This is a genomic window from Pseudomonas aestiva (genome assembly GCF_039908605.1).
Taxonomy (GTDB): domain Bacteria; phylum Pseudomonadota; class Gammaproteobacteria; order Pseudomonadales; family Pseudomonadaceae; genus Chryseomonas; species Chryseomonas aestiva.
In genome coordinates this window covers 1,498,968-1,524,285 of record NZ_CP150916.1, presented here as the reverse complement: position 1 = coordinate 1,524,285, position 25,318 = coordinate 1,498,968, and the positions used below count along the sequence as shown (strand labels likewise).

At 65.1% G+C, this 25,318-nt stretch carries 21 protein-coding genes; 9 read left to right on the top strand and 12 right to left on the bottom strand.

The genetic code is table 11. The annotated features are described in order from the left end of the window. Positions 1 to 50: 50 nt before the first annotated feature. On the bottom strand, positions 51 to 512 hold the full coding sequence (locus AABM56_RS07000; RefSeq protein WP_133859710.1) for a response regulator: 462 nt from the start codon (positions 510 to 512) through the stop codon (positions 51 to 53). A gap of 8 nt (positions 513 to 520) precedes the next feature. Then, the gene (locus tag AABM56_RS06995) at positions 521 to 2,770 is read right to left on the bottom strand and encodes an ATP-binding protein (protein WP_133859711.1); all 2,250 of its coding nucleotides are present in this window, start codon (positions 2,768 to 2,770) and stop codon (positions 521 to 523) included. Positions 2,771 to 2,985: 215 nt separating this feature from the next. Between AABM56_RS06995 and AABM56_RS06990 the strand changes: the two genes are divergently transcribed. Then, on the top strand, positions 2,986 to 4,011 hold the full coding sequence (locus tag AABM56_RS06990) for an alpha/beta fold hydrolase (RefSeq protein ID WP_263258946.1): 1,026 nt from the start codon (positions 2,986 to 2,988) through the stop codon (positions 4,009 to 4,011). Between the two features lie 106 nt (positions 4,012 to 4,117). Here AABM56_RS06990 and AABM56_RS06985 read toward each other — a convergent pair whose 3' ends face one another. The 3 genes from AABM56_RS06985 to AABM56_RS06975 form a co-directional block, all read right to left on the bottom strand. Next, positions 4,118 to 8,965, bottom strand: coding sequence for an NAD-glutamate dehydrogenase (locus AABM56_RS06985; RefSeq protein WP_263258945.1), 4,848 nt, complete (start codon positions 8,963 to 8,965; stop codon positions 4,118 to 4,120). Between the two features lie 192 nt (positions 8,966 to 9,157). After that, positions 9,158 to 9,367 carry a SlyX family protein gene (locus AABM56_RS06980; protein WP_064306679.1) on the bottom strand — a complete coding sequence of 70 codons (210 nt, stop codon included), beginning with the start codon at positions 9,365 to 9,367 and terminating at the stop codon, positions 9,158 to 9,160. Next, positions 9,364 to 9,780 carry an HIT domain-containing protein gene (locus AABM56_RS06975; RefSeq protein WP_133859714.1) on the bottom strand — a complete coding sequence of 139 codons (417 nt, stop codon included), beginning with the start codon at positions 9,778 to 9,780 and terminating at the stop codon, positions 9,364 to 9,366. Before AABM56_RS06975 ends, AABM56_RS06980 begins: the two co-directional genes overlap by 4 nt. A gap of 368 nt (positions 9,781 to 10,148) precedes the next feature. Between AABM56_RS06975 and AABM56_RS06970 the strand changes: the two genes are divergently transcribed. After that, positions 10,149 to 11,462, top strand: coding sequence for an OprD family porin (locus tag AABM56_RS06970; protein WP_133859715.1), 1,314 nt, complete (start codon positions 10,149 to 10,151; stop codon positions 11,460 to 11,462). A 154-nt stretch (positions 11,463 to 11,616) separates the two neighbouring features. Continuing rightward, positions 11,617 to 13,323 carry a proline--tRNA ligase gene (locus AABM56_RS06965; protein ID WP_133859716.1) on the top strand — a complete coding sequence of 569 codons (1,707 nt, stop codon included), beginning with the start codon at positions 11,617 to 11,619 and terminating at the stop codon, positions 13,321 to 13,323. 16 nt (positions 13,324 to 13,339) lie between these two features. On the opposite strand, the gene AABM56_RS06960 is transcribed toward AABM56_RS06965, so the two are convergent. Together AABM56_RS06960 and AABM56_RS06955 are read right to left on the bottom strand one after the other, a co-directional pair. After that, positions 13,340 to 13,627, bottom strand: coding sequence for an acylphosphatase (locus tag AABM56_RS06960; RefSeq protein WP_133859991.1), 288 nt, complete (start codon positions 13,625 to 13,627; stop codon positions 13,340 to 13,342). Then, positions 13,627 to 14,874 carry a YihY family inner membrane protein gene (locus AABM56_RS06955; protein ID WP_133859717.1) on the bottom strand — a complete coding sequence of 416 codons (1,248 nt, stop codon included), beginning with the start codon at positions 14,872 to 14,874 and terminating at the stop codon, positions 13,627 to 13,629. Before AABM56_RS06955 ends, AABM56_RS06960 begins: the two co-directional genes overlap by 1 nt. Positions 14,875 to 14,965: 91 nt before the next feature. On the opposite strand from AABM56_RS06955, the gene arsC reads away from it, so the two are divergent. Beyond that, positions 14,966 to 15,319 carry an arsenate reductase (glutaredoxin) gene (gene arsC / locus AABM56_RS06950; protein WP_133859718.1) on the top strand — a complete coding sequence of 118 codons (354 nt, stop codon included), beginning with the start codon at positions 14,966 to 14,968 and terminating at the stop codon, positions 15,317 to 15,319. Further along, positions 15,316 to 15,918 carry an NAD(P)H:quinone oxidoreductase gene (gene wrbA, locus AABM56_RS06945; protein ID WP_133859719.1) on the top strand — a complete coding sequence of 201 codons (603 nt, stop codon included), beginning with the start codon at positions 15,316 to 15,318 and terminating at the stop codon, positions 15,916 to 15,918. Before arsC ends, wrbA begins: the two co-directional genes overlap by 4 nt. A gap of 12 nt (positions 15,919 to 15,930) precedes the next feature. Here the strand turns inward: wrbA and hda are convergent, their stop codons facing one another. Both hda and AABM56_RS06935 read right to left on the bottom strand, forming a co-directional pair. After that, entirely contained in the window at positions 15,931 to 16,635 is a 705-nt protein-coding gene (gene hda, locus AABM56_RS06940) for a DnaA regulatory inactivator Hda (protein ID WP_064306685.1), read from the bottom strand. Between the two features lie 97 nt (positions 16,636 to 16,732). Next, complete coding sequence (locus AABM56_RS06935) at positions 16,733 to 17,830, bottom strand: DUF2066 domain-containing protein (protein WP_133859720.1); 1,098 nt, start codon at positions 17,828 to 17,830, stop codon at positions 16,733 to 16,735. Between the two features lie 285 nt (positions 17,831 to 18,115). Between AABM56_RS06935 and purM the strand changes: the two genes are divergently transcribed. The 4 genes from purM (at position 18,116) to AABM56_RS06915 (ending at position 21,094) form a co-directional block, all read left to right on the top strand. Beyond that, complete coding sequence (purM, locus tag AABM56_RS06930) at positions 18,116 to 19,177, top strand: phosphoribosylformylglycinamidine cyclo-ligase (RefSeq protein WP_133859721.1); 1,062 nt, start codon at positions 18,116 to 18,118, stop codon at positions 19,175 to 19,177. After that, positions 19,174 to 19,842 (top strand): phosphoribosylglycinamide formyltransferase, encoded by a 669-nt coding sequence (purN, locus tag AABM56_RS06925; protein ID WP_133859722.1) that lies wholly within the window; start codon positions 19,174 to 19,176, stop codon positions 19,840 to 19,842. Before purM ends, purN begins: the two co-directional genes overlap by 4 nt. Positions 19,843 to 19,857: 15 nt before the next feature. Further along, on the top strand, positions 19,858 to 20,571 hold the full coding sequence (locus AABM56_RS06920) for a DUF3108 domain-containing protein (protein ID WP_017638949.1): 714 nt from the start codon (positions 19,858 to 19,860) through the stop codon (positions 20,569 to 20,571). A 343-nt stretch (positions 20,572 to 20,914) separates the two neighbouring features. Next, the gene (locus AABM56_RS06915; protein WP_133859723.1) at positions 20,915 to 21,094 is read left to right on the top strand and encodes a hypothetical protein; all 180 of its coding nucleotides are present in this window, start codon (positions 20,915 to 20,917) and stop codon (positions 21,092 to 21,094) included. A 263-nt stretch (positions 21,095 to 21,357) separates the two neighbouring features. Here the strand turns inward: AABM56_RS06915 and AABM56_RS06910 are convergent, their stop codons facing one another. From AABM56_RS06910 to AABM56_RS06900, 3 genes are read right to left on the bottom strand one after another with little or no spacing between them, the layout of a single operon-like run. Further along, a complete protein-coding gene (locus AABM56_RS06910) occupies positions 21,358 to 23,583 on the bottom strand; it encodes a xanthine dehydrogenase family protein molybdopterin-binding subunit (protein ID WP_133859724.1) in 2,226 nt (741 codons plus the stop codon). Beyond that, the gene (locus AABM56_RS06905) at positions 23,580 to 24,566 is read right to left on the bottom strand and encodes a xanthine dehydrogenase family protein subunit M (protein ID WP_133859725.1); all 987 of its coding nucleotides are present in this window, start codon (positions 24,564 to 24,566) and stop codon (positions 23,580 to 23,582) included. The genes AABM56_RS06910 and AABM56_RS06905 overlap by 4 nt, the downstream gene beginning before the upstream one ends. Then, a complete protein-coding gene (locus tag AABM56_RS06900; protein WP_133859726.1) occupies positions 24,563 to 25,093 on the bottom strand; it encodes a (2Fe-2S)-binding protein in 531 nt (176 codons plus the stop codon). The genes AABM56_RS06905 and AABM56_RS06900 overlap by 4 nt, the downstream gene beginning before the upstream one ends. Between the last annotated feature and the right edge of the window lie 225 nt (positions 25,094 to 25,318).

The window sequence follows — 25,318 nt, the reverse complement described above, 5'->3', positions numbered from 1 at the left end:
ATATCGGCCGGTCGCGGATGACTGGATGCGGATGCACTGATCTTCACTCGCTAGCGGCCAATGCGCCTGGTGACACGACGCGATCCTGGCGGCGGCTCATTGAGCACGGCCCAGAATACGCCGAGGTCGCTGATCGCGGCGACGAAATCACGAAACTCGACCGGCTTGACCACGTAGGCATTCACGCCCAGCTCGTAGGCCTTCTCCAGATCCGGCTCTTCCCGTGATGAAGTCAGCATGACCACGGGAATGCTGCATAGCTCAGGCGTCCGACGAATCAGTTCGAGCACTTCCAGGCCATCGACCTTGGGCAGCTTGAGATCCAGCAGCATCACGGCAGGATTGCCCGGCTCGCGATCGGCATGGGGTTCGCGCCTGAGCAGATAATTGACCGCTTCGGCACCGTCACGCAGGACCACGACATCGTTGGCCAGCTGGCTGCGCTCCAGAGCCACCAGGGTGAGCTCCAGATCGTGCGGATTGTCTTCGACCAGCACAATGGGTTTGAGCATGAACAGAACTACCTTTTGTGTACCGGGGACGGACGTTGTTTGGGAAGGGCGAAAAAGAAGGTAGCGCCCTCGCCGATGGCACCCTCGGCCCAGACTCGACCGTCATGACGCTCGATGATGCGTCTGACACTGGCCAGACCGATGCCGACCCCTTCGAATTCATCGGCATGGTGCAGGCGCTGGAAGACGCCGAACAGCTTGCCCACATAGTCCATGTTGAAACCGACACCGTTGTCCCGAACAAAGATGATGTCCTCGGAATCACTCGGCAAGGTGCCGATCTCGATCACCGCCGGTTCTTCGTAGCGACTGTATTTGATGGCATTGGCCAGCAGGTTGCGCAAGGCGAGATGGACGAATGCGGCATCGGCGATGACGACAGGCAGGGGGCCGATGTGCCACTCCACCTGCCGCTCGGCATAGTCCGGGGCCATCTCTTCGCGAATGGCTTCCACCAGGGCGGTCAGATTGACGTCGGAATAGCGGATCGCCGCCCGCCCCATCTGCGAAAAGCTCAGCAGGTTGTCGACCAGGCTGCCGGCGAAGCGCGCCGACGACCCGATGTTTTCCAGGAAGCGCCGCCCCCGGTCCGACAGCTTGCCGCCTTCGATGTCGCCCAGCAGCTCGGCATAGCCGGCGATGTGGCGCAGCGGCGCACGCAGGTCGTGGGACACGCTGTAGGAGAAGGCCGCCAGTTCCTTGTTGCTGCGTTGCAGCTCCTCGGCCAGCTCGGCCATCTCCTCGGCCTTGCGCAGGACGATCCCGCGCACCGCATTGCGCAATTCGATGGCGCTTTCCAGCTCGAGCGGCGACCAGGGTAGCGACAGGCCGCGGACCGTCTCCTGCCAGAGCACGAAACTCTGTCGGGGCGACAGGCGTCCATCGCTACCTTCCTGCTTGGCTGGCCGCCCGGCCCAGTTGACCACCTGCACCAGCTCGCTGCGAAACCAGATCAGATAGTGGGAATGCAATTCGGAAATGGGTACGGCAAGCACCCCGGCCGCATACTGGGCCAGCTGTGGCAGCGCGGCGATGTCCTTGGCCAGGTTGTCGGTGACGTAGTGATCCTTGACGTTGACCGACAGCCACTCGACCAGGCTATCCACCACGTCGCGCGGCGGCGCCTGGCCGATCAGCTCAGTGCCGTCGGAGGAAATGATGGCGGCGCCCTGTGCCCGGGCGAAATCCAGATAGACCTGGGGCAGCTCCAGCAGTCCCTGGCAGACGCTGTCGCGGTCGGCCATGGTCGAGAGCATCTGCACCATGGCTTGACGCAGCGCCAGTCGAAGATCGGATTCCGCGTGGGTCTCGGCGGCATCGATCTGCAGCGACAGCACCCGACCGAACAGTTCGCAGGCGGTCCGCGTCTGGAAGGATACCCGCTGCGGCTGGCGATCGTGACAGAGCACCAGACCCCAGAGACGGCCGCCGACCACGATGGAAACCGACATGGAGGCCAGGGTGCCCATGTTTCTCATGTACTGCAGGTGCACCGGCGACACGCTGCGCAGTTGCGCGAAGCTGAGGTCGAGCGGCTGGCCGGTCAGCGGATTGGTCTGCGGCTGCAGCGGCGACGGCTGGTAGTAGGCGTTGCCGATCACCCGGATGCGGTTGGCCAGGTACAGGCGGCGGGCCTGTGCCGGGATGTCCGAGGCGGGAAATCTCAGCCCCAGATAGCTGGGTACGCCGGGATCGCACTCCTCGGCCAGCACCTGTCCGTGACCTTCTTCGTCGAAGCGATAGATCATGGTGTGGTCGAAGCCGGAGATGCGCTTGGCTTCGCGCACCGCGAGCGTGGCGATGGCATCCACGGTTTCGGCCTGGTGCAGTTGTTCGATGAACACCCGCACCATGGGATAGAGGGTATTGAGGCCGAGCCGGCTGTCCACCGGCGCCTCGAATTCGACGATCAGCACCCCACCGAAGCGATGCATGAACAGCGCGAAGGTCTGCCGCTGCGGCCCCAGGGTGACGTCGCCCTGATAGATGGGATTCTGCTCTTCCTGGGTCAGGGCCCCGAGCATGGCCGGCAGATCGCACCCCGGCAGCAATTCGCCAAGCGTGCGACCCAGTACATCCTCCACGGCGACGCCAAGGTACTCGCGCACGTTGGCGCTGGCCTGGACAATGCGCAGATCCGGCTCTTCCACGGCGAACAGGAAGCCATGTTCCTGGATACTGCCGGGAATGTGGATCGGCTCATTGGCACAATCGGCCAGAGCGTCGGGCTGCGTCTTGGAAGGTGACTCGAGCGCCAAACCGGGAACCTCGTGTGATCGGGAAGAAGCGCAGGGAAAGCGGTGCGCCGAATTGGAAACAAAGGTCATCCAGACTATCAGACCCGGGGCGGGAGGCGAAGCGAAACGGCCCGCAGCCCGGACACCCGCAGCAAGGCCGACAGCGTTCGAGGCGCGATCCGGAATCTTCTCCACCGGCGTCCGGTCGGAACTGGTTTAGCCCCAGGATCCTGCCCATGTCCCTGCGCCTCGCCCTCCCCCTGGCCGCCCTGCTGCTGAGTCCGCTCAGCCAGGCGGCGCCCGTCTATGGCGAACGTCTCGAAGGCTTCGCCTACGACTACCCGGTCAGGACCTTCAGCTTCGACTCCCAGCGACAGCCTCTGGAAATGGCCTATCTCGACGTCGCGCCGAGCGGAAAACCGAACGGGCGGACCCTGGTCCTGCTGCACGGCAAGAACTTCTGCGCCGGTACCTGGGCGCAAAGCATCCAGGTGCTGAGCGCTGCCGGCTATCGGATAGTGGCGCCGGACCAGATCGGCTTCTGCAAGTCGAGCAAACCGGCGCACTATCAATACAGCTTCCAGCAACTGGCCGCCAACACCCGCGCCCTCCTCGACCGCCTAGGCATCGCTCGGGCGACCCTGATCGGTCATTCGACCGGCGGCATGCTGGCGACCCGCTACGCCCTCCTCTATCCCGAGGCCACCGAGCAGCTGGTATTGGTCAATCCCATCGGCCTGGAAGACTGGAAGGCACTGGGCGTGCCCTATCGCAGCGTCGACCAGTGGTATGCCCGGGAGCTCAAGACCTCGGCCGCCGCCATCCGCGACTACGAGCGCAGCACCTATTACGCCGGCCAATGGTCTCCCGCCTACGATCGCTGGGTGGACATGCTCGCGGGTCTCAACGAGGGACCGGGCAAGGAGCGGGTGGCGTGGAACTCCGCCCTGATCTACGACATGATCTACAGCCAGCCGGTGGTCTACGAATTCGACCGACTGCGCATGCCCACCCTGCTGCTGATCGGCCAGCGCGATACCACCGCCATCGGCAAGGATGCGGCGCCGGCCGCCCTCAAGGCGCAGCTGGGCCACTATCCCGAACTGGGCAAGGCGGCGGCGCAGCGCATTCCCCAGGCGACCCTGGTGGAATTCCCGGAGCTGGGCCATGCGCCGCAGATGCAGGCGCCGGAACGCTTTCACCAGGCGCTCCTGCAAGGGCTGAGCGCCCTCAAGGCACCCTCGACCCAACCGAAACCCTGAGCTGATCCAGGCACAAAAAAGGCGGCGTCCCCAGGGGCACGCCGCCTTTGCTATCGTCTGATCGGGTCAGGGCATCCGCGATGACCACTCGCGAATGCCCGTCACCTCAGACACTGCTGCTGGCGAGATCCGCCAATTCACGACTGGCGACGCTGTACATCGCATAGTCCTGACCGCTGGCATTGCGCAGATCCACCAGCAGACCGCGCCAGCGTTCCACCGCCGCCCGGTGACGCTCCAGCCATAGCGACAGCCGGGCTTCCGGATCACTGGGCGCCTCGCTCAAGTTGAGCATGCCGATGGTGATGGTGCGTTGCTGGAGATCCACCTCGTCGCGGAACGCCTCGCGGGCCAGGGCCTGCCAGGCATTGGCGACCGGCAACTGGTTGAGCTGCTGTTGATACCAGGCCAGATCCAGCACATCACCCGCCGCGAACCAGGTGGCCGCCACCTCCAGCGGATCCTGGGCGGTGACCTCCGCGGCCTGGATCACCGGCAACAGGGTATAGATGTGGTTGGTCCCGGCGACGACCCGTGCCAGCAGTTCAGGCACGCCCGCCTCGGTGTAGGCGCGGAAGCGCTCTTCCCAGTCCTGGCGCGGTTCGCCCTGCAGCAGCTCGTCCAGCCGTACGCCCAGCGCGGCGATACGTGGCCCGAAGAAGGCCGCCACGGCGCCCGCGTCCAGGCCACTGCGATGGCTGCGCAGGAACCAGCGGGTCGCCCGCCGCCCTAAGCGCATCAACTCGCTCATCAGGCGCAACTGCAATTCGGCCGGCACCTGATGATCCAGGGCCTCCACCTGACGCCACCAGTGCGGCAGGTGCAGCACATCGCGCATCACCACATAGGCGCGGGCGACATCGGCCGCGCTCATGCCGGTGGACTCGCACAGGCGCTGCACGAAGGTGATGCCCATGTGGTTGATCAGGTCGTTGGCGATCTGGTTGGCGACGATCTCGCGCTTGAGGCGATGGCGCGCCATCGCCTCGGGGAATTGCTCGGTCAGGCGCTGCGGGAAGGCGCCCTGCATGTCCCGGGCGAGGTATTCGTCGTCCGGCATCGAAGAGGCCAGCAACTGTTCCTTGAGGTCGATCTTGCTGTAGGAGATCAGCACCGACAGCTCGGAACGGGTCAACCCCTGCCCCTTGGCGGCGCGCTCGGCCAGCACCTCGTCGCTGGGCAGGAATTCCAGGGTGCGATCCAGCTTGCCGCGACCCTCGAGATCCACGATCAGCCGCTGGTATTCGGCCAGGTGGGTCCGCGCCCGATATTCCGCCAGGGACAGGGCACCGGTCTGCATGTAGTTGTTGGCGACCACCAGCTCGCCGACCTCGTCGGTCATCTCGCCCATCAGCGTGTTGCGCTGCTTGACGGTCATGTCGCCAGCGGAGACCACGTCGCCCAGCAGGATCTTGATGTTGACCTCGTGGTCGGAGCAGTCCACGCCACCGGCGTTGTCGATGAAGTCGGTGTTGCAGGCGCCGCCGTGCAGGCCGAATTCCACCCGTGCCAGCTGGCTCATGCCCAGGTTGCCACCCTCGCCGATCACCTTGGCGCGCAGGTCGCAGCCGTCCACGCGCAAGCCGTCGTTGGCCTTGTCGCCGATGTCGGCGTGGGTTTCGAAGCTGGCCTTGACGTAGGTGCCGATGCCGCCGTTCCAGATCAGATCGACCGGCGCCTTGAGCAGCGCATTGATCAGTTCGTTGGGCGTCAGGTGATCGGCCTGCAGAGCGAAGCGTGCCTTCATCTCGGGGCTGATGGCGATGCGCTTGGCGCTGCGCGGGAAGATGCCGCCGCCCTGGGAGATCAGGCTGGCGTCGTAGTCGGTCCAGCTCGAACGTGGCAGGTTGAACAGCCGCTCGCGCTCGACATAGCTGCGTTCGGCATCCGGATTGGGATCGATGAAGATGTGCAGGTGGTTGAAGGCCGCCACCAGCTCCAGGCTCCGCGAACGCAGCAGACCGTTGCCGAAGACGTCGCCGGCCATGTCGCCGATGCCCACCACGGTGACCGGATCGGTCTGCACATCGATGCCGCACTCGCGGAAGTGGCGCTGCACGCTGACCCAGGCGCCCCGTGAGGTGATGCCCATCTTCTTGTGGTCATAGCCCGCCGAGCCACCGGAGGCGAAGGCGTCGTCGAGCCAGAAACCGTAGTCTTGGGCGATGCCGTTGGCGATGTCGGAGAAGGTCGCGGTGCCCTTGTCGGCCGCCACCACCAGGTAGGGATCGTCGCCGTCGTAGCGCACCACCGCAGCCGGCGGGACCACCTCGCCATCCTTGAGGTTGTCGGTGATGTCCAGCAGGCCACTGATGAAGATGCGGTAGCAGGCGATCGCTTCGGCCTGGATATCGTCACGGGAGCCACCGGTCGGCAGACGCCGCGGCACGAAGCCGCCCTTGGCACCCACGGGGACGATCACCGAGTTCTTGACCTGCTGCGCCTTGACCAGGCCCAGCACCTCGGTGCGGTAGTCTTCCTCGCGATCCGACCAGCGCAGGCCGCCGCGGGCGACGCTGCCGAATCTCAGGTGCACCCCTTCCACGCGTGGGCTGTAGACGAAGATCTCGTAGCGCGGCACCGGGCGCGGCAGCTCGGGAATGGCCTTGGGATCGAGCTTGAAGCTGAAGTAGGCCTTGGGCTTGCCGGCGGCGTCGGTCTGGAACACGTTGGTTCTCAAGGTCGCCTTGATCAGGTCCAGATAGCGCCGCAGGATGCGGTCTTCGTTGAGCACCGCCACATCGTCGAGGGCGCTGAGGATGGCCTGCTCCAGACGCTGCTGCTTGTCGTCCAGGTCCTCGCTGGTCATGCGCCGTGCCAGGTAGAATTTCATGCGGAACAGCCGCACCAGCTCCCGGGCGATGTCGACGTGGGCATTGAGGGTGGCGGCGATGTAGCCGATGTCGAAGCCGATGCGGATCTGCTTGAGATAGCGCGCATAGGCACGCAGCACCGCGACGTCCCGCCAGGGCAGCCCGGCAGTCAGTACCAGGCGGTTGAAGCTGTCGTTTTCCGCCTGGCCGTCCACCACCTGGACGAAGGCGTCCTGGAAGGTGTCGTTGAGTTGCTGCAGGTCCAGCTCCAGGCCGGCCACGGTGGTGAAGGCGAAATCGTGGATCCAGTAGCGGCGGCCATTGCGATGGCGCAGCTCGTAGGGGAATTCGCCGAGCACGCGCAGACCGAGATTTTCCAGGATTGGCAAGACGTCCGACAGCGCCAGGGGCGTATCGGCATGGTAGAGCTTGCAGTGCAGGATGTTGTCGCCGGTCTGGGTCAGTGGCTGGTAGAAGCCCATGGCCAGACGGCGATCATCCTTCAGGTCCAGCAGGTGACGCATGTCCACCACGGCCAGGTGCGGAGCGAAGCGCTCGCGATAGCCAGCCGGGAAGCCCAGCGGATAGTCGGCCAGGATGGAAGTGCCCTGGGCTTCGCCGAAGCTGTCCACCATCAGGCTGGCGAAGTCGTCCTTCCAGCTGCGACAGGCCTGCACCATCTCCTGCTCCAGGCGCGCCGGATCGACGTCCTGCGGCTGCAGCGGATCGACCCTCAGGATGAACTGCACCCGCGCCAGCACGGATTCGGAGAAGAAGGTCCAGAATTCACAGTCAGTGCCATGCAGGCGATCCATGAGGATCTGCTGCATGCGCTGGCGCACTTCGGTGGAGTAGATGTCGCGCGGCACATAGGCCAGGCAGTAAAAGAACTGACCATAGGGATCACGGCGCAGGAAGACGCGGACCTTGCTGCGTTCCTGGATCTGCACGATGGCCATGGCCGTGCTGAACAGATCGTCCACTGGGGTCTGGAACAGATCGTCCCGCGGCAGGCCCTCGAGGACCTGGGCCAGTTCCTTGCCGAGGTGGGCGCTGCTGTCGAAGTCGGCGCGGCGACGCACCTCGTCGACCTTGCGGCGGATATAGGGAATCTCCCGCACGCTGTCGTTGTAGACGCTGGAGGTATAGAGGCCCATGAAGCGGTGCTCGCGCACCACCCGGCCGCTGGCATCCACCTCGCGCAGGGAAACGAAATCGGGATAGGCCGGGCGATGCACCCGGCTCGGGTCGGCCGCCTTGGCGAAGGACAGCAGCACCGGCTCGCGCAGATAGCGCAGCGGATCACCGGACAGCGTGATCTCGGCGGTCTCGGGCCGGCCACGCAGGCGGCGCGACAGCCCCAGCAGGGAATCAGGCACATAGCGCTGAATCGCCGTCTCGCCATCGCCTTCGACAGTGAATTCCTCGTAGCCGAGGAAGGTGAATCTGTCGTTGCGCAGCCAGTCGAGGAAGGCCTTCACCTCGGCCAGTTCACCCTCCTCCACACCGGCCGGACGCCGATCCAGCCAGGTCAGCAGATCGGCGACCTTGGCCTTCATGGCCGCGAAGTCACCAACGGTCAACCGGACCTCGCCGAGGATCTCCTGCAGCGCCGCCTCCAGGGTGCGCAACTCGGTGGCGGCCGCACAGCGGTCGATCTCGAGGAACATCAGGGCTTCGCGGGTGACCCCTTCGCCCTGCTGGCCCTTGGGCAGCAACTCGAGCAGGCGACCCTGGGCATCCCGGCGCACGCTGAGGACACTGTTCTGCAAGGTATGGACGCTATAGCCATGGCGGTTGAGCTCCATCCGCACCGAATCCACCAGGAAGGGGGAATCGGCGTGCAGCACCTCGACCACGGTGTGGCTCGATTGCCAGCCGTGCCGCTCGTAATCCGGATTGAAGACCTGCACCCGCGGCTCGGCCGGATCGAAGACGTCCAGCAGGCGCCAGGCCGACAGCACGCAGCCGACCAGATCGGACAGCCGACGCTGGGTGAGTTCTTCCAGCGGGACGATGCCGAAGAACTGGGCGGTGAAGCGATCCAGTTGTTCGAGGGTATCCCCTTCGACATGGGCCGCGAGGGCATTCTTGAGTTGTTGTTGGAAATCCGCTTGGCTGGCAGCGGTGAAAAACGCCATAACCGTACTCCGTCCTGAAGGTGCTGTGGGCTTCGCTCCGCAGAGGACAGGCCTCTCCCGGAGCGAGTTCCACAAGGGACGAGGCCGGACTGCACCAAAAAAGTGCAAGGATGCAGTGCCGCTAGAGTAGCCGGCAAAGCCGCCTGCGCACGTACGTCAGGGCGACAACAAGATTCAGCTGCGGAACGGATCTCAATAGTGCGGCGGCGGGGCTTCGTCCGGCATGCCGCCACCGCCTGCGCTCTGCAACTCCGCCTGGCGTTCGGCCAGCATGCGGATCTGCGCCGCGCAGCGATCCAGGGTCCGCTGCTGCTCGACGATGATGTCGTTGAGGGTCTGGATAGTGTCGTCCTGGAAAGCCTGGCGCATCTCCAGGTCGGCGATACGTTCTTCGAGAGTCATGCCTGTGCCTCCTGTTCAAGCTGCACCCGCCAGCGCTCGGCCGCGGCATGGCCAGCCTCGGTAGCATAGGGCTCGCGTGGCGAGTGCCCCCACACCGGGCCGGGCCAGGCCGGATCACCTTCCTGCCGCAGCAGGACATGCAGGTGCAATTGCCGGACAACGTTACCCAGGGCGCCGATGTTCAATTTGCGGTCAGGGTGAGCGTTACGCAACACCTGGGCAACAAGTGTCACCTCTCGCCACAGTTGTGCCTGGTCCCGCGGTGACAGGTCGAGGACCTCGGTAACACCTTCGTGACGGGGCACCAGCACTAGCCAGTCATAGCGGCGATCGTTCAGCAGCAATACCTGGCACAGCGTCAAGGACGTCACTTCCAGGGAATCGCCGGCCAGTCGTGGATCTATTTGGAACATCTCATCTCCTGCTAACACCAGTCAGCACTAAAAGTGTGCACGGCTTGGGGAACGTGAAACCTTTGGTGTCACAAAGGTGCAATCAACCCGCCCGAAACTGCCCGTCACCCGGGGAGAGGCCTGACGATAGACAGGCGGGCTCGGCGTTTGGGGATTTGTGCACGCTTTTTGCTATCACGATCCGGGTACGACGATCGGACGGGAACTCTTAAAGAGCTTTCTTAAGAGTCACGGTTAATCCGCTCATCACACGCAAAATTTTGATGAAGCCTATCGCCCCTCTGAGAGAGGTGCTATATGTGCCGCCATTAGAACAAACAGCCACGGCTGACACGATGGCTGACTTTCAACCCAAAGGAGCATTTCTGATGCAAGCGATGAAGTGGAGCATTCTCGCCCTGGCCGTAGCCGCAGGGACCACTCAACTGGCTTTCGCCGACCAGCAGTCCGAATCCAAGGGCTTTGTCGAAGACAGCAAGCTGACCCTGTTGAACCGCAACTACTACTTCAACCGGGATCTCAAGAACGGCGCCAACGATCGTAAAGATTGGAGCCATGGCTTCCTGATGAACTACGCATCGGGCTTCACCCAGGGCACCGTGGGTGTCGGTGTGGATGCCTTCGGCTACCTGGGCCTGAAACTGGACGGCGGCCGCGGCCACGTCGGTTCCGGCAACCTGCAGATCGACAGCGACGGTCGCAACAAGGACGAGTACTCCACCGCTGGCGCCGCAGTGAAACTGCGCGTCTCCAACACCGTCCTGAAGTACGGCAACGTGCAGCCCACCTCCCCGGTCTTCGCCGTGGGTGGCAGCCGCCTGTTCCCGCAGACCGCTACCGGCTTCATGCTGACCAGCGAAGAAATCGAGAACCTGTTCTTGGAAGCTGGCCACATCACCGCTGCGCGTGACCGCACCAACACCTACCATGACGGCAACTTGGGCGCGACCTACGCGTCTGGCATCACTGCCGGCTCCGCCGACTACCTGGGCGGCAAGTACAAGATCAACGATCAGCTGAATGCGTCGCTGTACTACGGCCGCATGGAAGATCTGTGGAACCAGTACTACGCCAACGTCAACTTCGTGCAGCCGCTGGCGGCCAACCAGGCACTGACGTTCGACTTCAACTACTACTACACCAAGGACGCTGGCAGCGCCAAGTTGGGTGATTTCACCAACAATGCCTACTCGCTGGCCGCCGCCTACAGCATCGATGCCCACACCTTCACCCTGGCTTACCAGGGCGTGAGCAGCGACTCGCCGTTCGACTACGTCGGCGTCGGTGGCAAGGGTGCCAACACCGGCAACGGTGGCGACAGCATCTTCCTGGCCAACTCCATCCAGTACTCCGACTTCAACGCCTCCGGCGAGAAGTCCTGGCAGGCGCGCTACGACCTGAACATGGCCACCCTGGGCGTACCCGGCCTGAGCTTCATGGCCCGTTACATCTACGGTCACGACATCGACGCGCCCAAGGGCGGCACCGCCTACGCTGGCCTGTACCAGGACGGCGACAAAGAGCGCGAGACCAACGTCGAAGCCAAGTACGTCCTGCAGAGCGGCCCGGCCAAGGACCTGTCCTTCCGCGTCCGCCAAGCCTGGCACCGTGGCGACGCCAGCACCGGCGGCACCGTCAACGAGTTCCGCCTGATCACCGAGTACCCGCTGAACATCCTCTGATAGAGGCCAGCGTCACTCGCACGATCCAGCAGCCCGGCATTCGCCGGGCTGTTCTTTTCCGACCCTTAGTCGGTGCTACCCGCGTCCCTGTACGCCCTGCCCCACCCCGCCGTACAATGCCGGTCCCGTCTCGATGCCGACAGACCGCCTAGCCATGCGTACCAGCCAGTTCCTGCTGTCCACCCTCAAAGAAACCCCTTCCGATGCCGTGGTGATCAGCCACCAGCTGCTGCTGCGTGCCGGCATGATCCGCAAGCTGGCCTCCGGCCTCTATACCTGGCTGCCGCTGGGCCTGCGCGTGCTGCGCAAGGTGGAAGCCGTGGTGCGCGAGGAAATGAACGCCACCGGTGCCCTGGAGGTGCTGATGCCGGCGATCCAGCCCGCCGAGCTGTGGCAGGAATCCGGTCGCTGGGAGCAGTACGGCCCCGAGCTGCTGCGCCTGAAGGATCGCCATCAGCGCGATTTCTGCGTGGGCCCGACCCACGAGGAAGTCATCACCGATCTGATGCGCAACGAGTTGAACAGCTACAAGCAGCTGCCGATCAACCTGTACCAGATCCAGACCAAGTTCCGTGACGAGATCCGCCCGCGCTTCGGCCTGATGCGCGGCCGCGAATTCGTGATGAAGGACGCCTACTCCTTCCACCTGAACCAGGCGTCGCTGCAGCAAACCTACAACGCCATGTACCAGGCGTACTGCAACGTCTTCAGCCGCCTGGGTCTGAATTTCCGTCCGGTGCAGGCCGACAACGGCTCCATCGGTGGCAGCGGTTCCCACGAATTCCATGTGCTGGCCGGCTCCGGTGAAGACGACATCGCCTTCAGCGACAGTTCCGACTACGCCGCCAACATCGAGAAGGCCGAGGCCCTGCCGCGGGAAACCGCGCGCGATGCCGCCAGCGAAGAGTTGCGTCTGGTCGATACCCCCGACACCAAGACCATCGCCGATCTGGTGGAGAAATTCGGTCTGGCCATCGAGAAGACCGTGAAGACCCTGGTGGTACGCGGGGCCGAGGAAGGCAAGCTGGTCGCCCTGGTGGTGCGTGGCGATCACGAACTGAACGAGATCAAGGCGGCCAACCTGCCGGAAGTCGCCAGCCCCCTGGTGTTCGCCACCGAGCCCGAGATCCGCGCGGCCATCGGTGCCAGCCCTGGCTCCCTGGGCCCGATGAATCTGTCGATTCCCTGCATCGTCGATCGCTCGGTCGCCCTGATGAGCGACTTCGGCATCGGCGCCAACCAGGAAGACAAGCACTACTTCGGCGTCAACTGGGAGCGCGATCTGCCGCTGCCCCAGGTCGCCGACCTGCGCAACGTGGTGGCCGGCGATCCGAGCCCCGATGGCCAGGGTACCCTGGTAATCAAGCGCGGCATCGAAGTGGGCCATATCTTCCAGCTGGGCACCAAGTACAGCGAGGCCATGAAGCTGTCGGTCCTGGGCGAGGAAGGCAAGCCTACCCTGCTCACCATGGGTTGCTACGGCATCGGCGTGTCCCGCGTGGTCGCCGCCGCCATTGAGCAGAACCACGACGAGCGTGGCATCCGCTGGCCGGCTGCCCTGGCACCGTTCAACGTCGCCCTGGTGCCGATGAAGTACGAGAACGCCGCGGTGAAGGACGCGACCGATCGCCTCTATGCCGAACTGAAGGCCGCCGGCTTCGATGTGCTGCTGGACGACCGTGACAAGAAGACCAGCCCCGGTGTGAAGTTCGCCGATATGGAGCTGATCGGCATTCCCCATCGCCTGGTGGTGGGTGAGCGCGGCCTCAATGAAGGTCTGGTCGAATACAAGGGCCGTACCGACAGCGACAGCCAGAACATCGCCCTGGCCGAGATCGTCGACTTCCTCAAGGCCCGCTGAGGGCTACCGCTCCAGGTCAGGCGTCCGTGCGCCTGACCTGGAAGTCGGTGAAGCCTTCACCGCCCACCTCTTCCAGCACCACCCCGGTCACCCGGGCCGCTGCCGGCCCCTGCCAGAGCCAGCGTTCCAGCTGGGCAAGTGCCTCGACCGAACCCTCCAGGTGGCACTCCACCCGGCCATCCGCCAGATTTCGCACCCAGCCGGTGACGCCCAGGCGCTGCGCCTCCTGCCGCGTGCTCTCGCGGTAATAAACGCCTTGGACGCGGCCACTGATCAGGCCGTGACGCGCCGCTCCGTCTCTCATCATTGGGCGCCCCTCTCTTCCAGCACCTGCGCGACCTTGAGCCAGTGGGCCACGCTGCCGGCGAGCAGTTCATGACGCTGTGCCTGCAGCCGCGCGAAGGCTTCCCGCAGCTGCGGATACCAGTCACCGGGAAAACGTTCGGCGGGCGGCCAGCAGTCCGGTGCGGGAGGCGCCCAGGGCGCGCGATCCAGCAGGTCCAGTAGCGCATAGCCATGCAGATCGCGGCAGAGCACCCAGTGGCCGCTGTCGTTCTGGCACACCAGGCGTTCCTGTTGCAGGAAGGCCAGCACCGCGTGCCATTCATGCTCCGGCAGCTTCCAGCCGGCCTGGTGCAGCCGTCCCAGGTGCAGGCTGGAGCCGCTCTGCTGGCGCTCCAGAAAGGCCCGCAGCACGGCGAGCAGGATGAAGAAGGCCGGCAAGGGCGCGCGGCGCCAGTGATGGGTGGTGGACAGGCTGCAGACCACCTCCGCGCCCAGCAGCACGATCAGCCAGCAGACATAGATCCAGACCAGGAACAGCGGCACCGTGGCGAAGGCGCCATAGATCAGCTGGTAGCCGGGAAAGTAGAAGACATAGAGACCGAACAGACTCTTGGCCGCCTCGAACAGCACCCCGGTCAGGGCCCCGCCGATCAGCGCGTGGCGCAGCGGGACCCGGGTGTTGGGCACGGCCGCGTACATCAGGGTGAAGGCGGCGATGCTGAACAGCAGCGGCGTGACCTTGAGCAGCGCCTGGGCGCCGGACATCCCGTAGGAGCCGAACACCAGAGCCACCGAGGCCAGGTAAGTGCTCATGGCGAAGCCGGCGCCCAGCAGCAGGGGCCCCAGGCTGAGCACGGCCCAGTAGAGCAGGAAGCTGGAGACCCCGCGCCGCGGAATACGCACGCGCCAGATGTCGTTGAAGGTCTTTTCCACCGTCACCAGCATGAAGAAGGACGTCACCGCCAAGAGGGCCACGCCCAGCCAGGTCAGGTGCCGGGCCTGCTCGATGAAGTTGCGCAGGTATTCCTCCAGGGTCGCCCCGGTGGAGGGCACGAAATTGCGGAAGATGAAGGCCTGGATCTGCACTTCGGTGCCCTGGAAGGCGGGTATCGCCGAGAGCATGGCGAAGGTCACGGTCATCACCGGAACCACGGCGAACAGCGTGGTGTAGGTCAGGGCCGCGGCGTTGTTGGGCGCGCGATCCTCGATGAAGCGGTCGGCGAGGTAGCGAACGAAGGACAGCAGTTCACGCAAGCGGGCCGGCATTGGCGGTTCCTCGAAAGGCACGGTCAAGGGCTGGCGCGGCAGTCCTCGCCAACCCGCTACAATGGGCATCTTACCTTCTATGGATCAGCCCATGAGTGAAATCGTCCTCTATCACAACCCTCGCTGCTCGAAATCGCGGGCAGCGCTTGAGCTGCTGCAAAGCCGCGAGCTAGCCGTGTCGGTGGTGCCCTACCTGGAGGCGCCGCCGGATGCCAGCGCCTTGCGCGAGCTGCTCGGCAAGCTGGGCCTGGAGGCGCGCCAGTTACTGCGTACCGGCGAGGAGGCCTATCGCGAATTGAACCTGGCCGATCCGGCGCTGGACGAAGAAGCCCTGATCGCGGCCATGGCCGCCCATCCCAAGCTGATCGAAAGACCCATCGCCGTGTGCGGCGAACGCGCCGTCGTCGGTCGTCCCCCCGAGCGTGTCCTGGAGATCCTGCAATGACCCCCGAAGCCTACGTCCTGGTGCTCTACTACAGCCGCCATGGCGCCACCGCCGAGATGGCTCGCCAGGTTGCACGCGGGGTCGAGATGGCCGGCATGGCCGCGCGCCTGCGTACGGTGCCGGCGGTGTCCGCCGAGTGCGCTGCTGTTGCCCCGGCAGTGCCCGAGCAGGGTGCGGTCTATGCCACCCTCGATGATCTGCGCGACTGCGCTGCACTCGCCCTGGGCAGCCCGACGCGCTACGGCAACATGGCCGCCGCCATGAAGTATTTTCTCGACGGCACCAACAGCCTCTGGCTGACCGGTGCCCTGGTGGACAAGCCCGCCGGCGTCTTCACCTCCACCGCCAGTCTGCACGGTGGTCAGGAGAGCACGCTGCTGTCCATGGCCCTGCCGCTGCTGCATCACGGCATGCTTATCACCGGCCTGCCCTACAGCGAGAGCGCCCTGCTGGAAACCAGGGGGGGCGGTACGCCCTATGGCCCGAGTCATTTCGCCGGGGCGGATGGCAAGCGCGCGCTGGACGAACAGGAAACGGCGCTGTGCCGGGCCCTGGGCAAGCGCCTGGCGACCCTGGCGGGTCGCTTGCAGAAGAAGTAGGAGCCGGCGCGGCTACCAGCCCATGATTTCCTTGACGAAGGGAATGGTGAGCTTGCGTCGCGCCTGCAGTGACGCCTGATCCAGACGTTCGAGCATGTCGAACAGGGCGTCCATGCTGCGGGTATTGCGTGAGAGGATGAAGCGGCCGACCTCGTCGGTCAGGTGCAGGCCGCGGCGGGAAGCGCGCAGCTGCAGGGCGCGCAGCTTGTCTTCGTCGGACAGCGGGCGCAACTGGAAGACCAGCGCCAGGGTCAGCCGCGACTTGAGATCGGCCAGCTGCACCGGCAATTGCCGCGGCGCCGCGGTGCTGGAGATCAGCAGCCGCTTGCCGGCATCACGCAGACGATTGAACAGGTGGAAGAGCGCCTCTTCCCAACGCCGCTGGCCGGCCAGGGCGTCGAGATCGTCGAGGCAGACCAGCTCGCACTGCTCGAGGTTGTCGAACAGCTCGACGCCGTAGTCGGCCAGTTCGCCCATGGGCAGGTAGATGGCGCGCTCGCCCAGTTCCTCCAGGCGGTGACAGGCGGCCTGCATCAGATGGCTGCGACCGGCGCCCGCGCCACCCCAGAGATAGATCAGACTTTCCGTCCAGCCGGCATCCGCATCGCAGAGACGCTCGACATAGCCGAGCGCCGCGGCATTGGCGCCAGGGTAGTAATTGACGAAGGTGGCGTCGTCACGCAGACGAATGCCCAGGGGCAGCTGTAAAGGCATCATGCCAGCTCGAACGGCTCTTGGCAGTTTCGCGAGGGCGCCAAGTCTAACCAAATCCCGGGTCCCTCGCAGCAGCCGCTTCAGTCTTGGGTGTCGGCCCTCATGGCCAGCGGAAATACAGGGTGGTACGCGCCGGCTGAGCGGATGGGCCCGGCTGGGCCGCAGGCGCGTTCGGCGTGGCCGTGGCGTCGACGGGCGTGCCCGGGGTCGCCGCTGGCGGAGTGGCAGGCGCAGCATTGGCGGCAGGCGCCGAGGCGGGCTGCAGCCCGGCAAGACCGAGTTGCGCCTGCAACTGGTCGGGATTGGCGGTGAGGTCGTAGGTCAGCTGAGTCCCCTCGATCTTGACCAGGCGGCTCGACAGAGGCTCCAGGACTTTCTGCAGCTGGGCATAGCGCTCGAAGTTGGAATTGTCGGCCACCAGTGTCAGCGGCTGGGTGGTGCCCGGACGGGAAACGAATTTCTTCGACAGGCGCGCGGCCACGTCCTGCAATACCGCAGCCGCCAGGGCGTCCTGATCGGCCGCCTGGCTGCTGCCCTGCTCCGCGGCGCCGTTGTTCCACAGGCGCCACTGGGCCTGCCAGCCATTGCCCTGGGGCTTGGCGTGCACCGCCAGCAGGGCATTGGCGCCATAGCGCTCGGAGGCCTGGCGCAGGGCGGTCGGGTCGTTGGCGTCGATGTTGGCGGCAGTGCCGGCCAGTTGCTCGTTGAGATCGGCCAACGGCAGGCGGATCGGCAGGCCGGCGCGCTGGGCGCCACGCTGGACGCCGGTGCTGGCGGGCTGGCCATCACCCACCAGGGTCGCCCCGCTGTCGGCGTCGTTGAGCCACCAGATCATCACCACCGGACGATTGGCGCCCCATACCGAGAGCCCCGCCTGGCCCAGGGCACGCTCGGTAGCGGCCGGGTCGAAGTTGGCCACCAGCACCTCCGGCGGGCCGGCGTCATAGCTGTACTGGCTGATCAGGGATTCGGGCGCCGCCAGGGCACTGGCAAGACCCGGGGTCTGGCCGGCCTGGGGATTGCCGGTCAGGCGTCCGGCCAGCACCTGCAGGGCGCGCTTGAGGGCGGCATTGCGCTCGTCCGGTTGTTGCGAGGTCACCGGCTCGCGGACCTGGTAGAGGTTGTCCACCACCTCGGCGCGGGCGAGCGGACTCAGGACCAGCAGCGAGGCAAGCAACGGAAGGACGAGACGGCGCATGGCGATTCCATAGAAAGGGCAAGGGGCATACCTTAAAAGCCGCCCGATCCGCGAGCAAGGGCACTGGGTCGCGGGCTGCGCAGAAGGTAGCGGAAGAGACTGCCCGCCCGGCGAACGGATGGGCGACCAGGCTCAGACCACGGCAGGCTGGCCGGGTGCCATCGCCGCCCGGACCGGAGGCCGCGGCCGGCCGCGTGCTTTGGCACGGCTTCTGGTAAAATCGCCCGCCTCATTGCCGGCTGGCGCCAGCCGGCTCGTTTCGCCATTAGCCAAAGGCCAGGATTCATGAGCAAACAACCCCAGCTGAGCTACAAGGACGCCGGTGTAGACATCGACGCCGGTGAGGCTCTGGTAGAACGCATCAAGGGCGTCGCCAAGCGCACCGCCCGCCCGGAAGTCATGGGCGGCCTGGGGGGCTTCGGTGCCCTGTGCGAGATCCCGGCAGGCTATCGCCAGCCGGTACTGGTCTCCGGCACCGACGGCGTCGGTACCAAGCTGCGCCTGGCCATGAACCTGGCCAAGCACGACAGCATCGGCATCGACCTGGTCGCCATGTGCGTCAACGACCTGGTGGTCTGCGGTGCCGAGCCGCTGTTCTTCCTCGACTACTACGCTACCGGCAAGCTCAATGTCGACGTCGCCGCCCAGGTGGTGACCGGTATCGGTACCGGTTGCGAACAGGCCGGCTGCTCCCTGGTGGGCGGCGAGACCGCCGAGATGCCCGGCATGTACGAAGGCGAAGACTACGATCTGGCCGGCTTCTGCGTCGGCGTGGTGGAAAAGTCCGAAATCATCGACGGTTCCAAGGTGGCCACCGGCGACGCCCTGATCGCCCTGCCCTCCTCCGGCCCGCACTCCAACGGCTATTCGCTGATCCGCAAGATCATCGAGGTGGCTGGTGCCGACATCGAGAACATCCAGCTCGACGGCCAGCCGCTGACCGAACTGCTGATGGCGCCCACCCGCATCTATGTGAAGCCGCTGCTCAAGCTGATCAAGGACACCGGCGCGGTCAAGGCCATGGCCCATATCACCGGTGGCGGCCTGCTCGACAACATTCCGCGTGTGCTGCCCGAAGGCGCCCAGGCGGTGCTCGACGTGGCCAGCTGGCAGCGTCCGGCGGTGTTCGACTGGCTGCAGCAGCAGGGCAACGTCGACGAGACCGAGATGCACCGCGTGCTGAACTGCGGCGTGGGCATGGTCATCTGCGTGGCCCAGGATCAGGTCGAAGGCGCCCTGCAGGTGCTGCGTGCCGAGGGCGAGCAACCCTGGGTCATCGGCCGTATCGAACAGGCCGCCGAGGGCGCCGACCAGGTCGTGCTGAACAATCTGAAACAGCACGGATGAGCCCTGCCGACTGCGCCGTGGTGGTGCTCATCTCCGGCCACGGCAGCAACCTGCAAGCCCTGCTCGACGCCGCGACGCCACCCGTGCGGATCGCGGCGGTGATCGCCAACCGCGCCGAGGCCTATGGCCTGGAGCGGGCCCGCCAGGCGGGGATCGCCACCCGGGTGATCGATCACCGCGAACACGGCGATCGCGACAGCTTCGATGCGGCCCTGGCGGCCGCCATTGACGCCCAGGGTGCTGATCTGGTGGTCCTGGCCGGCTTCATGCGCATCCTCACGCCCGCCTTCGTGCGGCGCTACCAGGGTCGCCTGCTCAATATCCATCCCTCGCTGCTGCCCCTGTACAAGGGCCTGCACACCCACCAGCGCGCCCTCGATGCCGGCGATGCCTGGCACGGCTGCAGCGTGCATTTCGTCACCGAAGAACTGGATGGCGGTCCGGTCGTCCTGCAGTCGCGGGTGCCGGTACAGGCCGAAGATACGGCGGAGAGCCTCGCGACACGGGTACACGCCGCCGAGCACCTCCTTTATCCTGTGGCCGTGCGGTTGTTCGCCGAAGGTCGTCTGCGGCTGGGTACCCTGGGTGCCGAGCTCGATGGCGAGGCACTGCCGCCTACCGGGGCCACGTTGCCGTCGCTGACGGCCGCGGCCTCCCTTTCCTGATCCAAGGAGAAACTGATGCGACGTCTGTTGTTCCTATTGGCCACCCTCTGCAGTGCCTCGGCCTTCGCCTTCGACCTGCAGCCGTTCACGGCCAGCTACACCGCCGACTGGAAGCAGATGCCGGTCAGCGGCTCGGCCGAACGCTCGCTGGAGAAAGAAGCCGATGGTCGCTGGGAGCTGAAGTTCGAAGCCTCCATGCTGGTCGCCGGCCTCAACGAGTCCAGCACCTTCCGCCACGAAGGCGAAGCCTTCCTGCCGGACACCTACCAGTACAAGCGCAGCGGGCTGGGCAAGAGCCGCGAGAGCGAGCTGACCTTCGACTGGGCCGCCAAGAAGGTCACCGGCAAGGACAAGGACGATCCGGTCAGCCTGCCCCTGGATCGCGGTCTGCTGGACAAGTCGACCTATCAGCTCAAGCTGCAGCAGGACGTGGCCGACGGCAAGAAGAGCATGAGCTACCAGATCGTCGACGGCGACAGCATCGACACCTACGACTTCCGTGTCATCGGTCCGGAGCGCATCCGCACCCCGCTGGGCCTGTTCGATGCCATCAAGGTGGAGCGCGTGCGTGATCCCACCAAGAGCAGCCGCAAAACCGAACTGTGGTTCGCCAAGGACTGGGACTATCTGCTGGTGCGCCTCTACCAGCAGGAGAGCGACGGCAAGGAATACCAGACCAGCCTCAAGGAAGGCTCGGTCAACGGGCGCACGGTGAAAGGCGCCAACTGATCCTGGCGGCAAGCGAAACGCCCTCTTCGGAGGGCGTTTTCCTTTATCCACCAAGCGGGCGTGGTTGCTGTCTCAGCAGTAAGGCGATGCGTATCCAGCAGCCCTCTTCTGGCGTTTTACAGAGGCGCCTATCGCGGCCATGGGCCGCTCCTACATACTTGCTGATCCTGCAGGAGCGGCCCAAGGCGATGATGCCGCCGCCGGATAACAACTGCAGGCGCGACAGATTGTCGCAGAAGTTGTAACGACTTGTTGCCGAGATACGCCTTGGTCCTGAAGCGAAACGCTCTAGTATGGGTTTTCAAGCCCTGCCGTAGTGCGGGCTCGACCAAGGAGATACAGCATGACCATTACCGTAACCGAACGTGACGAAGACCATATGTCCCGCGAAGCCCGTGGCCTGGGCATGCATCTGTGGGACGTGAAACAGGAAGGGGAATTGGTCGGCGTCTACCAGAGCGAAGCCGATGCCCTGGAGTACAAGGAGCAGATCGAACACGAAGGCGCGTCGCACGCCGAGTGAGTCGAAAGACCTTTTTACCGACTGCCTGAAAAAGGCCCGTCTCTTGGAGCCGGGCCTTTTTCGTTTCACGGCGGAGCGAGGGGTTGCGGTAGGAGGGGTTGAGCGTAGCCAAGCCCAACATCACCTGGCCCAACGGTGTGCTCGGCATCCCTAACCCCAGCCCTCTCCCAGGGGGAGAGGGCTGGTCTGGCATAGGTCAGTGTCCCGTAGGTTGGGCTGAGACGGCTTTATCGTCGAACCCCAACATGGCCCCAACCTCGCCCTTAGTGCAGCAGCTCGTCGGCGAAGACCTTGTCCAGGGTGATGGGCAGATCCCGGACCCGCTTGCCGGTGGCGTGGAAGATGGCGTTGGCGATGGCTGCCGCCACCCCGACGATACCGATCTCGCCAATGCCCTTGGCGCCCAGCGGATTGACGATCTCGTCGTGCTCCTCGACGAAGATCACCTCCAGCTGCTGGATGTCGGCCTGCACCGGGAAGTGGTATTCGGCGAGGCTATGGTTCATCCAGCGACCTTCGTGGGTGTCCATCATCCCCTCTTCCTGCAAGCCCATGCCGATGCCCCAGACGATCCCACCGGCTACCTGGTTCTCGCCGGTCTTGAGATTGAGGATGCGGCCGGCGGCCACCGCGGTGACCACGCGACTGACCTGGACGCTGCCGAAGTCTTCGTCGACCTTGACCTCGACGAACACCGCCGAATGGGTACCGGTGGCGTAGTTGTCGCGCTCTTCCGCCGGCTCGGCGCTGGCCAGGGTTTCCATGGACGGCGAACCCGAAGTCTTGAGGATGGCGGTGAAGTCGACGCGCTGGGCCGGATCGGTCTTGAGACTGATGCCGCCATCGGCGAACACCACCTGCTCCAGTTCGGCCTTGGCCAGCGGGGAGTCGTCCATCTCCTTTGCCGCATCCAGCAGTTGCTGACGCAGCTGGTCGCAGGCCAGTTTTACGGCGGTGCCCACCGAAGACACGGTAAAGGAACCGCCTTCGAGGGGTGCCTTGGGCAGAGTGGAATCACCGAGTTTGAAGGTCACCTTGTCCAGCGGCAGACCGAGGTTCTCGGCGGCGATCTGGGTCATCACCGTATAGGTGCCGGTGCCAATGTCGGCCGTGGCACTGGCCACCACCAGGCTGCCGTCGATGTTCATCACCGCCTTGGCGGTGGCAGGTTGCTGCATGGCTTCCCAGACCCCGGTGGCCATGCCCCAGCCCACCAGCTGGTTGCCGTCGCGCATGGAACGCGGCGCCATGCTGCGCTGTTCCCAGCCGAAACGCTCGGCCGCCTGGCGATAGCATTCCAGCAGTTCCTTGCTGGAATAGGGCTTGCCCTTGGCCGGATCCGTGTCGGTGAAGTTGCGGATGCGCAATTCCAGCGGATCGATGTCGGCGGCATAGGCCAGTTCGTCCATGGCGCTTTCCAGCGCATAGACACCCAGCACCGCGCCGGGGGCGCGCATGTCCAGCGGGGTGTAGACGTCCAGCGCGGCCAGTTGATAGGCCAGCTTGACGTTGGGACAGGCATAGAGCGACGCCGACCAGACCAGCACCATTTCGGTGAAGTCTTCGAAGCGCGAGGTGATGCCGAGGGCGCTGTGGTCGATGGCCTGCAGCTTGCCGTCGCTGTCGCAGGCCAGCTTGATCTGCTGATAGGTCTCGGGACGATAGCCGAAGGTGAACATCTGCTGGCGGGTCAGGGTCACCCGCACCGAGCGCTTGAGCTGCAGCGCGGCCATGGTCGCCAGGACCAGCTGGTATTGCGGACGCAGACCGGAACCGAAGGCGCCACCGACGAAGGGCGAGATGACCTTCACGTCGCCTTCGCCCAGACCAAAGATGCTGCTGACGAACTGGGCGCTGTTCTGCACACCCTGGGTCTTGTCGTGCACCGTCAACTTGCCGTCCTTGTGGTAGATGACGGTAGAGGCATGCATCTCCATGGGGTTATGGAATTCCGCCGCGGAGTGGTATTCGGCTTCGATGCGGGTAGGCGCCGCGGCCCAGGCTGCCGGGGCGTTACCCCGATTTTCCGGCAACTCCATGGGCGCTTCGTGGGCCTGGTCGCGAGCCTGGGCCAGGTCGGTGGCGTGCTCCTCTTCGCTGTATTGGGCACGGATCAGCGCGGCAGCGTGGCGCGCGGCCTCGAAGGTCTCGGCCACTACCAGGGCGATGGGCTGGCCACTGTAGAGGATGCGGTCGTTGTACAACGGCCGAAAGGGCTTGCCGTCAGCCGCATCCATGTCGGTATAGCTCTCGTCATAGCTGGCCATCTTGGGTCGATTGAGGTGGCTGAGCACCTCGATGACACCGGGCTGGGTCAGGGCTTCGCTGACGTCCAGGCCGAGCAGGCGACCCTTTGTGATGGTGGCGTTGACCACGAAACCAAAGGCCAGATCCGGCACGCTGAATTCGCCGGCATACAGCGCCTGGCCGGTGACCTTGAGCGGACCATCGACGCGGGGAACGGCTTTTTGCAGATGGACGACGGTCATTGCAGGGTACCTCCGGCGGCTTCGGTAAGGGCACGCACGATGGCGCGCCGTGCCAGTTCGATCTTGAAGCTGTTATGGGCGAAGCCCTGGGCGCCTTGCAGCAGGCGATCGGCCAGCTGGCCGAAGGCCGCCTTGTCCGCCACCTGGCCGATCAGTGCCTGTTCGGCCTCCGGCAGCCGCCAGGGCTTGTGGGCCACGCCGCCCAGGGCGACACGGACCTGCTTGATGCGCTCGCCATCCAGCTCCAGGGCTGCCGCGACCGAGACCAAGGCGAAGGCATAGGAGGCGCGGTCGCGGATCTTCAGGTAGGCGCTGTGGGCGGCCAGGCTTTCCACCGGCAGGGTCACGGCGGTGATGAGTTCGTCGGTGGCGAGGTTGGTATCGCGCTCCGGGGTATCGCCGGGCAGCCGATGGAAGTCGGCGAAGTCGATGACCCGCTCGCCGTTGGGACCGCTCACCTCGACTCGGGCTTCCAGCGCAGCCAGGGCCACGCACATGTCCGAAGGGTGGGTGGCGATGCACTGCTCGCTGTGGCCGAGGATGGCGTGGATGCGATTCTGCCCTTCACGAGCGCCGCAGCCGGAGCCGGGTTCGCGCTTGTTGCAGGGGGTGCCCACGTCATAGAAGTAATAGCAGCGGGTGCGCTGCAGCAGGTTGCCGCCGGTGGAGGCCATGTTGCGCAATTGCGGGGAAGCGCCGGCGAGGATGGCCTTGGCCAGCAGCGGATAGCGACGTTGCACCTCGGGGTGGTAGGCCACCTCGGCATTCTTGACCAGGGCGCCGATGCGCAGACCGCCTTCGGCGGTGGTCTCGACCTCGCGCAGGGGCAGGCCGTTGACGTCGATCAGTTGCTCGGGACGCTCGACGTTTTCCTTCATCAGGTCCAGCAGATTGGTGCCGCCGGCGATGAAGTGGGTCTGGGGGCCATGCTGGCGGATGGCATCGGGCACGGCGTTGGGCTTGGCATAACCGAAGCGGTTCATTCGCGACCCTCCCCTTGCTGGCAATCCGGACGCGCCCGCTCGATGGCGGCGCGGATGTTCCGATAGGCCCCGCAGCGGCAGAGGTTGCCGCTCATCTGCTCGGCCACCTCGGCCTCGCTGTGGGCGTGGCCCTCCTTGAGCATGCCGATCGCCGAGCAGATCTGCCCAGGGGTGCAATAGCCGCACTGGAAGGCATCTTCGGCAACGAAGGCGGCCTGCATGGGGTGCAGCTGGTCGCCCTGGGCCAGGCCCTCGACGGTGGTGACCTCGGCGCCGTCCTGCATGACCGCCAGGGCCAGACAGCTGTTGATGCGGGTGCCATTGACCAGCACGGTGCAGGCGCCGCACTGACCATGATCGCAACCCTTCTTGGTGCCGGTCAGGTCGAGGTGGTCGCGCAGGAGATCGAGCAAGGTGGTCCAGGGCTCCACGGCCAGTTGCAGCTGCTTGCCGTTGAGGGTCAGGGCGATGGTATGGGACTCGGGTTCGGCCAGGGGCTGAACCTGGCGCGCGGGGGTGGCGTTCATGGCGGACCTCACGGTTAAAGCCGCGGGGTGCAGATTGCCCCCGTGGTCGGAATAGGCGGTGGCAGCGAAGGGCCACCTCAGGTAAGGGACTGTCCCCGACCGGAACCGGTTCAGCACCCCTGCCCAGCGGTATTCAACGTAACGTTGAAAGCCGCTCAGCGAAACGGTAAGAGTCCCGATCCAGAGCCTTTCCTCGGCGTCAGGACATATTCGGTATGGCGCCTG